11 protein-coding genes and 1 pseudogene are annotated in these 13,730 nt (G+C 51.2%); 9 read left to right on the forward strand and 3 right to left on the reverse strand.

Translation table 11 applies throughout. From position 1 onward, the window contains the following. Positions 1-10 precede the first annotated feature (10 nt). From HBA93_RS08550 to HBA93_RS08560, 3 genes are all read left to right on the forward strand, one after another. Positions 11-304, forward strand: coding sequence for a DUF1330 domain-containing protein (locus HBA93_RS08550; RefSeq protein ID WP_220160463.1), 294 nt, complete (start codon positions 11-13; stop codon positions 302-304). A gap of 101 nt (positions 305-405) precedes the next feature. Then, complete coding sequence (gshB, locus tag HBA93_RS08555; RefSeq protein WP_221722991.1) at positions 406-1,347, forward strand: glutathione synthase; 942 nt, start codon at positions 406-408, stop codon at positions 1,345-1,347. A gap of 128 nt (positions 1,348-1,475) precedes the next feature. After that, a complete protein-coding gene (locus HBA93_RS08560) occupies positions 1,476-3,011 on the forward strand; it encodes a YifB family Mg chelatase-like AAA ATPase (protein ID WP_221722992.1) in 1,536 nt (511 codons plus the stop codon). A 24-nt stretch (positions 3,012-3,035) separates the two neighbouring features. Here the strand turns inward: HBA93_RS08560 and HBA93_RS08565 are convergent, their stop codons facing one another. Further along, entirely contained in the window at positions 3,036-3,665 is a 630-nt protein-coding gene (locus HBA93_RS08565; RefSeq protein WP_220158773.1) for a transglutaminase-like cysteine peptidase, read from the reverse strand. 246 nt (positions 3,666-3,911) lie between these two features. Beyond that, positions 3,912-4,199, reverse strand: a pseudogene (locus HBA93_RS08570) (septal ring lytic transglycosylase RlpA family protein); the annotation flags it as partial. A gap of 800 nt (positions 4,200-4,999) precedes the next feature. On the opposite strand from HBA93_RS08570, the gene HBA93_RS08575 reads away from it, so the two are divergent. The 4 genes from HBA93_RS08575 to guaD all read left to right on the forward strand — a co-directional run bounded on the left by HBA93_RS08575 (position 5,000) and on the right by guaD (position 9,409). Continuing rightward, positions 5,000-5,473, forward strand: coding sequence for a YbaN family protein (locus HBA93_RS08575; RefSeq protein ID WP_221722993.1), 474 nt, complete (start codon positions 5,000-5,002; stop codon positions 5,471-5,473). A 48-nt stretch (positions 5,474-5,521) separates the two neighbouring features. Continuing rightward, on the forward strand, positions 5,522-6,706 hold the full coding sequence (locus HBA93_RS08580) for an aminotransferase (protein WP_221722994.1): 1,185 nt from the start codon (positions 5,522-5,524) through the stop codon (positions 6,704-6,706). A gap of 94 nt (positions 6,707-6,800) precedes the next feature. Further along, positions 6,801-8,033, forward strand: a complete 1,233-nt coding sequence (locus HBA93_RS08585; RefSeq protein WP_221722995.1) for a urate hydroxylase PuuD — start codon at positions 6,801-6,803, stop codon at positions 8,031-8,033. Between the two features lie 53 nt (positions 8,034-8,086). Beyond that, positions 8,087-9,409 (forward strand): guanine deaminase, encoded by a 1,323-nt coding sequence (guaD, locus tag HBA93_RS08590; protein ID WP_286201821.1) that lies wholly within the window; start codon positions 8,087-8,089, stop codon positions 9,407-9,409. A 42-nt stretch (positions 9,410-9,451) separates the two neighbouring features. On the opposite strand, the gene HBA93_RS08595 is transcribed toward guaD, so the two are convergent. Further along, positions 9,452-10,762 carry an MFS transporter gene (locus HBA93_RS08595; RefSeq protein ID WP_121992110.1) on the reverse strand — a complete coding sequence of 437 codons (1,311 nt, stop codon included), beginning with the start codon at positions 10,760-10,762 and terminating at the stop codon, positions 9,452-9,454. A gap of 683 nt (positions 10,763-11,445) precedes the next feature. Here HBA93_RS08595 and HBA93_RS08600 point away from each other — a divergent pair. Together HBA93_RS08600 and HBA93_RS08605 are read left to right on the forward strand one after the other, a co-directional pair. Next, a complete protein-coding gene (locus HBA93_RS08600) occupies positions 11,446-12,294 on the forward strand; it encodes a DMT family transporter (RefSeq protein WP_121992109.1) in 849 nt (282 codons plus the stop codon). A 266-nt stretch (positions 12,295-12,560) separates the two neighbouring features. Next, on the forward strand, positions 12,561-13,634 hold the full coding sequence (locus tag HBA93_RS08605) for an AI-2E family transporter (protein WP_286201829.1): 1,074 nt from the start codon (positions 12,561-12,563) through the stop codon (positions 13,632-13,634). The last annotated feature ends 96 nt before the right edge of the window (positions 13,635-13,730 follow it).

Raw genomic sequence — 13,730 nt, forward strand, 5'->3', positions numbered from 1 at the left:
GGAGTAAATGATGACGAAAGCTTACTGGATTGCCCGTGTCGATGTGCGTGATGCTGAGCGTTACAAAGATTATATCAGCACAGCCAAGCCCGCTTTTGAGCGCTTCGGTGCCAATTTCATTGCCCGTGGCGGCGTTGCCCATGCGGTAGAAGGGCAGGGACGCGCGCGTAATGTCATCATCGAATTTCCAAGCATGCAGCATGCACTGGATTGTTATAATTCGCCGGAATATCAGGCAGCGGTGGTAATTCGTCAGACTGTTGCCGATGGTGAGGTTATAATTGTTGAAGGCAATGCAGCCTGATCACATTAATGTAGTTAGCATTATAAATACCGGCCTTTACTGGCCGGTATTTTGTATTAAATATGCGTAGCAGTTACTGAAATTATGAAACAGAGGGCACTATGGCTTTGAAAATTGCGGTTCAGATGGACCATATCAATTCCATTCGTATCGCGGGTGATACCAGCTTTGCTTTGTGCCTTGCGGCACTCGATCGCGGCCATGAGCTTTATCATTACACACCGGATCGCCTGTCGATGCGTGATGGTGTTGTCAGCGCGGCTCTGGAGCCGTTGCAGGTGCGTGATATTGAAGGCGATCATTTCACACTCGGTGAAGCCGTGCATACGGATTTGTCGGAAATGGACGTTATCCTGCTGCGTCAGGATCCGCCTTTTGACATGAATTATATCACCACAACCCATCTTCTGGAGCGTATTCATCCGAAGACATTGGTGGTGAATGATCCGGCATGGGTGCGTAACAGCCCTGAGAAAATCTTTGTTACAGAATTTCCGGATCTGATGCCGGAAACACTGATTACCAAAGACTTGCAGGAAGTGCTCAAATTCCGCAGGGAGTTCGGCGATATCATCATCAAGCCGCTTTACGGCAATGGCGGCGCAGGCGTCTTCCACCTGACGACAGATGACCGCAATCTGACCTCACTGCTGGAAATGTTTGAACAGATGTATCGTGAGCCGTTTATCGCCCAGCGTTATCTGAAAGATGTACGCTCCGGTGACAAGCGCATCATCCTCATCGATGGTGAACCTGTCGGTGCCATTAATCGTGTGCCTGCGGAGAGCGATGCCCGCTCCAACATGCATGTCGGCGGCCGTGCTGAAGCCACAGAGCTGACGGCACGAGAAAAAGAAATCTGCGCACGCATCGGACCATCGCTGAAAGAGCGTGGCTTTATTCTCGTCGGCATTGATGTGATCGGTGACTATATGACCGAAATCAACGTGACTTCACCAACCGGTATCCGTGAGATCAAGCGCTTCGGCGGTGCGGATATTGCGCAATTGTTCTGGGATGTGGTTGAAGCCAAGCGCGCTTAAATTTCATCTTTATAACTAATTGATATAATTAATAAAACACCGGAAACTCATTTGCGGTTCCGGTGTTTTTGTTTGTTGATGTTGTGCATTTCCCCTGCTTAAAATGACGTATCGGGTGGGGGCGTGAAATGATTGCACGGGTCAGTACAGTTGCTTTTCAGGGCATAGAGGCCAAGCTTGTTGATGTGCAGGTGATGGCTGCACCGGGCAAGATGAGTATGTCGATTGTCGGCCTGCCGGACAAAGCAGTGGCTGAGAGCCGTGAGCGGGTGCAGGCGGCGCTCCATGCTTCCGGTCTGTCAATGCCGGTGAAGAAAGTGACCATTAATCTGGCACCGGCGGATTTGCCCAAAGAAGGTTCGCATTATGATCTGCCGATTGCTATGGGGCTGATGGTAGCGGTCGGTGCGCTACCGGAAGATTGTCTGCAATCCTTTGTCGTGCTCGGAGAACTGGCGCTGGATGGCACAATCGCGCCGGTTGCCGGTGTGCTACCCGCAGCGATAACCGCCAATATGCATGATCTCGGATTGATCTGCCCGCAGGCTTGCGGGGCAGAGGCTGCATGGGCTGATGCGGATATGCCGATCCTCAATCCGCGCAGTTTGATCGCACTTGCCAATCACTTTCGCGGAACACAGGTATTGTCCCGTCCGCAACCGGCCATACAGAGCTTTTCAGAGGGGCCGGAGGCATTTCCTGATCTGGCGGATGTCAAAGGGCAGGAAACAGCAAAGCGCGCGTTGGAGGTGGCTGCAGCGGGCAATCATAATTTGCTGTTTGTCGGCCCTCCGGGATCGGGTAAGTCCATGCTGGCGCAGCGTCTGCCCGGTATTCTGCCGCCCTTGTCTCCACGGGAGATGCTCGATGTCTCGATGATTGCCTCAGTTTCCGGCATGTTATCCGGCGGTAAGCTCACAGACCGGAGGCCGTTTCGCAGCCCGCATCATTCGGCTTCTATGGCGGCAATGGTTGGCGGCGGGCATAAAGCAAAGCCCGGCGAGATATCCATGGCTCATCACGGGGTGCTGTTTCTTGATGAATTACCGGAGTTTTCGCCGCAGGTGCTGGATTCGATGCGTCAGCCCTTGGAAACCGGTGAATGTATGATTGCCCGTGCCAATCATCGCATCAGCTATCCGGCGCGGTTTCAATTGGTAGCAGCGATGAATCCGTGCAAATGCGGTATGGCCGGAGAGCCGGGCTTTACCTGTGCGCGGGGGCCGCGCTGCCGCAGCGATTATCAGGCGCGGATATCAGGGCCATTGCTGGATCGTATTGATCTGCGTGTGGATGTGGCTGCTCTCAAACCTTCTGATTTGATTTTAACAGGGCAGGCAGAAAGCAGCGCTGCTGTGGCTCAACGTGTGGCGCAGGCGCGGCAAATCCAGCAGGAGCGTTACCGGCAATCGGGCATGGCGCATATTATGACCAATGCGGCCTGTCCGCCCAATATTCTTGAGGAGGTAGCCGCAGTCAGCAATGACGGACGCAGATTGCTTTATGATGTGAGTGAGAAATTGCGGTTGTCAGCACGTGCCTATCATCGTGTTTTGAAAGTAGCACGCACGCTGGCTGATCTTGATGCGGTGGCGCATGTGGAGCGCAGACATATGGCTGAGGCTGTTTCCTATCGTACCTCGACGGAAATGGTCAGCACCTGACGCGGTTTATATTACGCTGCAGGCTTATTTAACCGCGCCGACAACCAGATTGCCCGGAGTTTCAATGGAAACCCAACGACCGGTATGGTTCGCAGCCTGACGCTTCAAATAAGTGTAATCGGTTTCCTGCCAGTTTTTCACGGCATCGGTCAGATTATCGAGAATGAAATCACCGCGATCTGTACGCACGGTCAGAACCGCATGACCTTCACCGTCCGGCTTGCGAAGAACAGTGATGAGCAATGAGCTGAGCGGAATGCCGGCTTTGGCCAGTTCACGGCGCTTGAGCAGTACATATTCTTCACAATCGCCGACAGTGGTCGAATAAGTCCAGTATTCTTCTACGCCGTAGATTTCCATATCAGTCATTGGCTGGATCAGCGCGTTGACTTCAACATTGACCTGAACAATTTTCGCCCATGTTGCCTGATCGAGTTTGACAGGAGCTGTTTGCGCAGAAGTAACATTGCACTCGGCTGGCAGCCGTTTGCAGAATTCGTAATGACCGATTGGCTGTGATGTCAAACCGCCGGTTGCCATGAACGGGCTGCCTGTCTGTGCCGCAAGTGTTGATGAGCCGAGCGCTAATACCAAACTTGCTGCCAAGCCTGCGACTGACAATGTCAGATTTTTTAAATTTACAAAACTGAACATACACAACGCCTCAGCCACAGTCACTTATTAACGAAATGTTAATATCGGTAACAGGTAAGAGTCAATTGTGCCGGACGCGCTGCGCCCGAGTTTATTAAGAAATGGTTAACAGGCATTAAGAGGCAGTTTTGCCCCTTTGATGTTCCCGTAAAAGCGGAGACCGGTTTTGCGTCCGGAAATGCGTGAAAACAAACAGGCAGAGCATTTCCGGTGTTCAGAAATGAACAGGAAATGCTCCGGCGTTGATTACAGCTTGTTGTAGCAAACCTTGGTATGGCCTGCGCCGACAAAGCCGAGTTTCTGAGCTGCGCCTTTGGAAAGATCCAGAACACGGCCTTTGATGAACGGGCCGCGGTCGTTAATCCGTACCACGAGCGATTTTCCGTTGTTCTGATTGGTCACACGTACTTTGCTGCCGAGCGGCAGGGTACGGTGTGCGGCAGTCATACCTGCCGGATTCATGCGTTCACCTGATGCGGTTTTTGATGTCAGTGCATACCAGGAAGCGCGGCCGCAATTGGCAGCAGCAGCTTCAGCCTGACTGCTGGAAAAAGCAGAAACTAAAAAGACAGCGGCGGAAAATGCAAAGAGGGCAGGCAGGCGCTTGGTGCGGATCGTCGTCATAGGTCGTACCGGTGTCAGCAGCCGGAGGTTGTACAATCATTGTACAAAATATCGGGCGCGACGGTTGTGTCAGAGCGCGGGCGCAGAATGCGGATAGATTGCAGTCAGTCATCCGGTCTGTCGTTATCAATAATCTGAAGTAACAGAAGTTCAGGTGCTCAACTGCAATGTAAATGTGGCGCTGAAATGGTCACAAATGGAATATATCTTGGATTGAATTTTAGGTTAACAATCTGTAAAATTTCGTTATATTGAGTATATATTCTGATTTAAATCTTTAATATTTTCTATTTTATCTTTTTTGAATCAAAAATATATATAGAATTATTTATTTTTATGAAAATATGACTCTTCGCCTGATCGCGCTTTAAGAACTGGACATGTTTAATTTCGGATTCAAGACTGACTCCAAGGAGACAGCGGTACAATCTGTGTTTGCAGGACAAGTTTAAAACGCTTTCCGCCAAGGTGTAAATATTATGGCGAAATTGTGATTTTGGCCGGTGATCACGTTTTTGAAAGCTGATTGCTTGTCTCACCTTTTGCGTTTAGAGCTTAATACAGGCGTTTTTGGATGCACAATAAGACCGGCAGGCAGAATCGGGGAGGATGGTTTTGCTGCTGAAAAACGTGCAAACTCTGCCCGAAAGTGTTGGTAAGCAAACGCTGGCAGGCAAAAGCCGGAACAGAAGATTATATCGGATCGTATTATGTCGCTTCCTCCATCGGATCATTCCCTGAGTAAGCCGGAACCCAAGCCGGTCACTACACCGGAGCGCGTGCAGCAAGAGCAGACGCCTGCACAAGCGGTTGTTTTGTCCGGCCCGCAACGCTTTCTTTATCTGTGTCTCGGTTTTCTGATGCTGGGATTGGGGATTATCGGTGCAATTCTGCCGGTGATGCCGACGACAATCTTCATTATTCTGGCAGCATGGTTTTTTGCCCGCTCATCACCCAAGCTTGAAAAGCGCATTCTGGAACATCCGCAATTCGGTCCGCTGGTGATTAAATGGCGGGATCGCGGGGCGATTCCGCGTCGTGCCAAGAAATTCGCTTGCGGCGGTATGATGATCGGCTATGCGATTTTTCTCTGGAGCGCCCAGCCCGGATTATATTTAGGCGCAGGCGTTGCGCTTTTTATGTTGGCTTGTGCTTACTATGTGGTATCCCGACCAGAGGAGTAAAATCCGGCGCTGAGGGTGTTGCCGGATTCAATTATCTGGGAGCCTATTATGAGTGACAATGCTGCGCCGCGGATTAATCCGGCAGTTTCTGCTTTATCATTACCGCCAATTCCCGCTGTCAAGGCATGGGCGCAGGCCTATGACGGTGCTTTAGGACCGTTGATTGATTTGTCACAGGCTGTGCCGGGCTATCCGCCGCATGATGAAATGCTGCGCCTTTCCGGTGAAGCGGCATCCTCTAAAGCTTTTGCCAATTACGGGCCGATTGAAGGACTGCCAGCACTGCGTGAAGCCTATGCCGCGCATGTCAGCCAGCTTTATAAAGCCAAACTGGATGCAGCGCAGGTGCAGATTACAGCCGGTTGTAATCAGGCTTTTATTGCAGCCGTCATGGCGCTGGCCGGTGCCGGTGATACGGTGATGCTGAGTAATCCGCTCTATTTCAACCATGAAACGTCACTGGCCATGCTCGGTATCAAGCTGGAGCTGATGCCATGTCGTGCGCAGAACGGTTTTGTGCCTGATCCGCAGGAACTGAAGCAGGTTCTCCATGCGGATATTAAAGTGCTGGCGTTGGTCACGCCGAATAATCCGACCGGAGCAGTTTATTCCGCAGATGTGCTGAAGCAGATTTATGAGATTTGCCGCGCTAACGGTACATGGCTAATTCTCGATGAGACCTACCGCGACTTTCTCGAAGATGCCGATGCCGTGCCGCATCATTTGTTCGATGAGGCTGACTGGAATGACTATCTGATCCAGCTTTACAGCTTTTCCAAATCCTTCTGTATTCCGGGTCATCGTCTTGGTGCGATTATCGCGGCGGAAGCTGTGATCTCAGAGATTGCCAAGATCATGGACAATCTGCAGATTTGTGCGCCGCTGCCGCCGCAGGCTGCAATTGCGCAGGCGATTGAACCGCTGACCGGATGGCGCAATGAAAACCGCCGTGAAATTACACATCGGGCGCAGGCTTTGCGCAGTGCAATAGCGCAGATGGATGGCTGGGAAGCCATTTCTGTTGGTGCCTATTTCGCCTTTGTGCGTCATCCGTTTAAGGGTATCGAATCTGCGGCGGTGTCAGAGAAACTGGCAAAGACCTGCGGAATTATCACCATTCCCGGCGCTTATTTCGGTGAAGGACAGCAGGACTTCCTGCGCTTTGCCTTTGCCAATGTGGATGCTGAAACCATTACGATGCTGCCGGAACGTGTGGCGGCACTGCGTTTTTAAGCTGCGCCTATTCTGCCGCATCTGATGAGCTAGTATTTTATTTGATTCTTCCCCTATAGTGGCAGACGGTCTGCTGCATATCGGGGAGGAATGCATGTTTGAACTGGCAATTGCGTGGGACTGGCTCGGCTTTGCTGCCCGCTGGCTTCACGTTATCACCGCAATCGCGTGGATCGGCTCATCTTTTTATTTTATTGCTCTTGATCTGGGCTTACGCAAAGCGCCTGATCTGCCGCCCGGTGCCTATGGCGAGGAATGGCAGGTTCACGGCGGCGGTTTCTATCACATCCAGAAATATCTGGTCGCACCGTCACGGATGCCGGAAGACCTGATCTGGTTTAAATGGGAATCCTACGCCACATGGCTGTCGGGCTTTGCGCTGCTGGCCATTGTCTATTACGGCGGTGCAGATCTCTATCTGATTGACCCTCAGGTGCTGAATGTTTCCCGCACCACGGCGATCATCATTTCACTGGCTTCAATTGCCGGTGGCTGGGTCATTTATGATCTGCTGTGCAAATCCCCGCTCGGGCGCAACACCACCCAATTGATGGTGATCCTCTATTTTGTGCTCGTTCTCATGGCATGGGGCTATACGCAACTGTTTACCGGACGCGCGGCCTTCCTGCATCTGGGCGCTTTCACTGCCACGATCATGTCCGCGAACGTGTTTATGATTATCATACCGAACCAGAAGAAAGTGGTTGCGGATTTGATTGCAGGGCGCACACCTGATCCGAAATATGGCGTGATTGCCAAGCAGCGCTCCACTCATAATAACTATCTGACACTGCCGGTTATCTTCCTGATGCTGTCGAACCATAATCCTCTGGCCTTTGGTACGAAATATAACTGGATTATTGCGTCGCTGGTGTTTCTGATGGGGGTAACAATCCGCCATTGGTTCAATACACGCCATGCGCGCAAGGGCAGTCCGACATGGACATGGCTGGCAACGGTGCTGTTGTTTATTGTGATTATGTGGCTGTCCACCGAACCGAAACAGCTGGACAATGCCGGAGAGGCACAAGCCTCGACTATCCAGCAAAAATACATCAATACACCCGAGTTTGAGACGGTGCGCGATACTGTTCTGGGGCGTTGTTCCATGTGCCATACGGCAGAGCCGTCTTGGGAAGGCATTTTAGTGCCGCCTAAAGGTGTCATTCTCGACAGTGATATTGCGATCGCCGCTCATGCCAAAGAAATCTATCTTCATGCAGCGCGTTCTCATGCCATGCCGCCTGCCAATCTCACAGGGATGAGTGCTGAGGAGCGTCTGTTGTTGCGGCGCTGGTATGAGACCGCTTCAGCTTCTAAACTCTGATCGAATCTATGTTGTAATACTGACTATTTCTGCTTTTCAGCGAGGGTATTTTCATGTCTGTGAATATGACACAAAAGCATAATCAGCGTCTTATCCGCGGGCGTGTTTTGAGTTTTATCCGTGAACCGCAAGATATCAGCGATACTGCGTCTTATATCTATCATGAAGATGGTGCGCTGCTTGTTGAAGGCGGGGTGATTAAAGCCGTTGGCGATTATGCGGCTGTAGCAGCGCAGAAATCACCGGACGCACCGGAAACCGATCATCGCCCGCATCTGATCCTGCCCGGATTCATTGATACGCATATCCATTTCCCGCAAAGTCAGGTGGTTGCATCCTATGCGGCGGAACTGCTTGACTGGCTCAATGATTATACTTTTATCGAAGAGCAGAAATATGCCGATGAGCAATTTGGCGAGCATATTGCCGAACGCTTTATTGATGAATTATTGCGTCACGGCACCACGACTGTTGTGGCCTATGGTTCTGTGCACCCGCAAAGTGTGGATGCATTTTTCCGTGCCAGTGAGCGGCTTAATATGCGCAATATTGCCGGTAAGGTGATGATGGATCGCAATGCGCCTGCTGCTTTATGCGATACGGCACAGTCCGGCTATGATGACAGCAAGGCGCTGATTGCCCGCTGGCATGGCAAGGGGCGTCTGGATTATGCGATTACGCCGCGTTTTGCGATTACCTCAACACCGGCACAGCTGGAGGCAGCGCAGGCTTTGGTGCGTGAACATCCGGAATGTTATGTGCAGACGCATTTGTCTGAGAACCATGCCGAGATTGAATTTACCTGTTCGCTCTATCCCGATGCGCCGGATTATACCGGTATTTATGAGCATTATGGTCTGCTCGGGGACAAGACATTGCTCGGACATTCCATTCACTTGTCAGAACGGGAAGTGAAAGTGTTGGCGGAAAGCCGGTCTGTGGCGGTGTTCTGCCCGACCTCCAATCTGTTTCTCGGCAGCGGGCTGTTTGACCGTGACGGCCTGCGTGATGCCGGTGTACGCATTGGTGTGGCGACCGATATTGGCGGCGGCACCAGCTGGTCAATGCTGCGCACATTGGATGAGGGCTATAAAGTGCTGCAATTGCGCGGCCAGCGGCTCAATCCGCTCAGTTCATTCTATATGATGACATTGGGTAATGCGCGGGCACTGTCGATGGAAGACAAGATCGGTACGCTGGATGCGGGTACAGAAGCGGATTTTGTGGTTTTGGACAGTCGTGCCACATCTGCGATGCGGCTGCGCATGGATGCAGGTTCCAATCTGGCGCAGGAATTGTTCCTGTTGCAGACACTCGGGGATGACCGTGCGATTGTGGAAACCTATGTGGCTGGTCACCCTGTAAAAGCAGTTTAAAGAAAACCGGCCGGAAAGTGATTTCCGGCCGGCTCATTATTCTCAATCTTCGTGGATCAGGCTGTGATCACGGGTCTCTTTCATGCGGATATAGATAATCAATGAAAGACCGATCATGATTGTCACATACCAGAAGAACCAGGTTTCATAGCCGGATAGTTTGAACTTCAGAGCCACCCATTCAGCGGTACCACCGAAGATCGTATTGGCTAGCGCATAAGGCAGAGCAACACCAAGCGCACGGATATGCGCAGGGAACATTTCTGCCTTTACCACCGCATTGATCGAGGTGTAACCGGTCACGATAATCAGACCTGCCAGCGACAAACCGAAAGCGACATACGGATCGGTTGTTGTCGAGAGGGTCGAGAAGATCGGATAGGTGAATAGCACACCCATCACACCGAAGCCGATCATCAGTGGCTTACGGCCAACGCGGTCGGAAAGTGCACCGGCCAGCGGCTGGATCAGCATGAAGATCAGCAGCGCGAGCGCGGTGATTTCACTGGCGGATTCCTTGCTGAAACCGGAAGTGTTGACGAGGAACTTCTGCAGATAGGTGGTGTAGGTGTAGAAAGCCAGCGTACCACCGGCAGTCAGTGCCAGAACGGTGAAGGCTTCTTTCGGATAATGTTTGAACAGGGCAAAACCGCTTGAGCGTGGTTTGTCGCTGGTTTTGGCATTATCGAATGATTTTGTTTCAACAAGACCACGGCGAACCCAGAAGACAAAGATCGCCAGCAGACCGCCGATAAAGAACGGAATACGCCAGCCCCAGTCACCGAGCTGTTCCGGTGTGAGAAGGCGCTGCAGGATCAGCAACACGCCGAGGGCTGTCAGCTGACCGGCAATGAGGGTCACATACTGGAAACTCGAGAAGAAGCCGCGACGGCTTTTGCCGGCCATTTCACTCAAATAGGTTGCGCTGGCGCCATATTCACCACCCACGCTCAGACCCTGCAACAAGCGGGCAAAAACCAGCAATGCCGGTGCAAGCACGCCGATTGTTTCATGGCCAGGTGTTACGGCAATAATCAGTGAGCCGATACACATCAGTGTAACGGAGAGTGTCAGTCCGGCTTTGCGGCCTTTACGGTCGGCATAGATACCCATGATCCATGCACCGATCGGGCGCATCAGGAAGCCGACGGCAAACACAGCCGCAGCACTCAGCAGCTCTGCTGTCTGGTTGCCTGACGGGAAGAATTTAGGCGCAAAATAAAGCGTAAAAGCAGCATAGACATACCAGTCATACCACTCAACAAGATTACCGGCAGAACCGCCGAGAATAGACTTTATGCGGGTTTTTCGGTCGAGCTCCGGCACCGGAGAAGCATTGTCTTTAGGCGACATTTCAAATCCAATCTTACACCAAAAAGCAAAACCGGATTTAGTAAAGCGTAATATCACTCTGAAAGCCTGAAAACGGAAACGTCTTGGGAGATACGTTTATCTGTTTGGCTGCGGGTCATACGCTTTGTCCGGTCTTGCCGTTCTCTAAAAAGGAAACGAAAAACACTCTGCTGCCGCAGATATTATCCGGCGCACAGAGCCAGACTATGTATTTAACTACAGTCTGGCTGATCGGGAGATGCAGCCTGAAAAATGTCTGAACAGAGAGGTTCTTTGACTTTAACGTAAACGGCCTATGCTGATAAATTCGTTTTGTCTACTGGCTGGCGGTTAATTTATGAAGCATCGGCTCGTATTCTTTAAATGCTTGAAAGTTTCGTGCGTATGAGAGTTTTAAAATGTTATAAAATTGCATGTGCCCTGCCGTTGAAGAGAATGGATACGGGGCATTGTTAAAATCGAAACAGCTCTCTTGCTTTCTGCAAAAGAAACAGTAACGTCGCGCTCGCAACAGAGCCTTATGTTTCAGACTTTGATCTGGTGCCGGTAATTGATCTGACGTCACATGCTGAATGTGAAGGGGCTGAGTGTGGGGAGCGCCAGTCTGCCGGAATACTCTCCGAAAACCCGCACATTTACGGCCTCTCATTTTTACGGCCAGGCACTTTTACGGCAGTGACAGTATGAATACGCAAACGCATAATCTCCGCGCAGCTCTGATCGCCTTTATTGCTTTCACAGCATTTTCAGGGGCGGATACAATTGTTAAAACACTGAGCGCCCGCATCGGTGTTTATGAGACAACATTTTTGCTGTCCGTTTTTGCTCTGTCTTTTATTGTTGGTCATGGTTGTCTCAGCGGGCAGGCAAAGCGTTTGCTGCCGGTTTATCCTAAGCTGGCCTTTGGCCGTGCGCTGCTGTTGTCGATGAACACGCTGCTGATCTATTATGCGTTTTCGGCTTTGCCGCTGGCTGAAGCTTATGTGCTGGGCTTTCTGTCTCCAATTTTTGTCGCGATTGTCGCTTTTATCATGGTAGGAGAGCGCCTCTCCTTGCGCGGTTGGTTCGGCGTTCTTCTCGGCTTTGCCGGCGTGATCTGGATTTTACAACCGGGCGCGGCACCACTGTCTGCCGGTCATCTGGCTGCATTAGGCTCGGCCTTGTTTTTCGCCATCGCACAGGTTTTGCTGCGCCGTGCCAAAAGTGATGAATCCGATAAGGCGCTGGTTGTTGCTCTTCTGATCGTCCAGTCCTTTTTTGCCGGATTGCTGGCACTTTATAACGGCCTGATCACACCGCAATGGCAGGATCTGGGGCTGGCGCTTCTCGGCGGCGGGCTGATCGCTTTTGCGCAGACGATGATTGTTAAAGCCTTCCGTCTGGGTTCTGCCGCTATTGTTGCCCCTGTTCAATATAGCCAGATTATCTGGGGACTGTTCTATGGAGCATTGTTGTTTAATGCTCCGGTGGAAATTCATATGCTGGCCGGTGCTGTTGTTATCCTGATTTCCGGCTGGCTGGTGCTGAACTAAGATATGCTTTTGCTTTGAACCAGCCGGATCATGCCGGCTGGCGGGCTATATTTATCGCTTTATATTGACGGCATTGCTATCTCCCTTAATTTACCGGCATAGCGGGAATAATCCGCACAGGAATGAGGGGGAGGCGGATGCAAATGCCGCATGAGAATAAGACATCGATATCCGATGCTGAGAATGGGCTTATTTATCCGGCGCATCCTTTGCCTGAAAGCGGAAACCTGCAAAATCTGGCGAAATATGTACGTACAGCCCGCGCAATGCTGACCGGTATTTTTCTGATGATGCTGGTTTATGCGCTGTATTTTGCACGGGATTTTTTCATGCCGGTCACGCTGGCCATTTTGCTGGCTTTGATGCTGACGCCGATTGTGCGCTTCTCCAAAAAACGGCTCGGCATTTCTGAAGCTATTTCTGCCACTCTGCTTGTGGTCTTTTCTTTCTCATTTATCGGCGTGACCGGTTATCTTTTAAGCGGGCCGGTTACGGAAATGGTGAGTGAAGCACCGGAGATCGGACGGGAACTGACAGAGAAACTGCACCGGTTGCGGGCACCGGCGGAACATTTGCTCAACATAAGCAAACAGGTCGATCAGGTCGCACAAATGGGACAGGATCCGAAAGTGCAGACAGTTTCGCTGGCGCAGCCCGGAATTCTTTCACAAGCCGCGGGTAATGTCTTGTCAGGCGGCACGACAATCGCAGTGACGTTTATTCTGACACTGTTCATTCTTGCCTCGGGAACCATGTTCTATGAAAAGATCATTCAGTCTTTTGGCAAGCTGAGCGAAAAAAAGCGTGCCTTGCGTGTCGTCTATGACGTGGAACAGGTTATTTCCAGTTATCTGCTGACGATCACGATCATTAACGGGCTTTTAGGGCTGGCAATCAGTCTGGGGCTGTGGGCATTGGGGATGCCGACACCGTTTGTCTTCGGTGTGATGGCAGCTCTGCTCAATTTCCTGCCCTATATCGGCGCATTGACGACAATTGTCGTGGTCGGGATCATAGCCATCGTGTCTTTTGACCAGATCGCCTATGCCATGCTGGCTCCGGCTTTTGTTCTGGCCTGTAATATTCTCGAAGGGCAGATTGTGACACCGACCATTATCGGCCGGCGTCTGGAGTTGAATACGGTTGCGGTTTTTGTGGCAGTAGCCTTCTGGTCATGGCTGTGGGGCTTTATCGGTGCCCTGATTGCGGTGCCGCTTCTGGTTGTCATAAAAGTTTTCTGTGATCACTTTGAAACACTGCGCCATGTGGGCAATTTTTTGTCCGCACAGGCAGCCGAGGATGAGAGCGAACCGGAAGAAAGAAAAGCGAAGCCATCTTAACCGGTTGTTTTCATTTTCTTTTCAGCAGATGGATTTTCGGGCTTTGTATTGACCGTGCGGGAAATTGCATTTTTTTATTATAAAATGCTGAATTGA

The sequence above is a fragment of the Ochrobactrum sp. SFR4 genome, from assembly GCF_019730395.1.
In the GTDB taxonomy this organism is placed as follows: domain Bacteria; phylum Pseudomonadota; class Alphaproteobacteria; order Rhizobiales; family Rhizobiaceae; genus Pseudochrobactrum.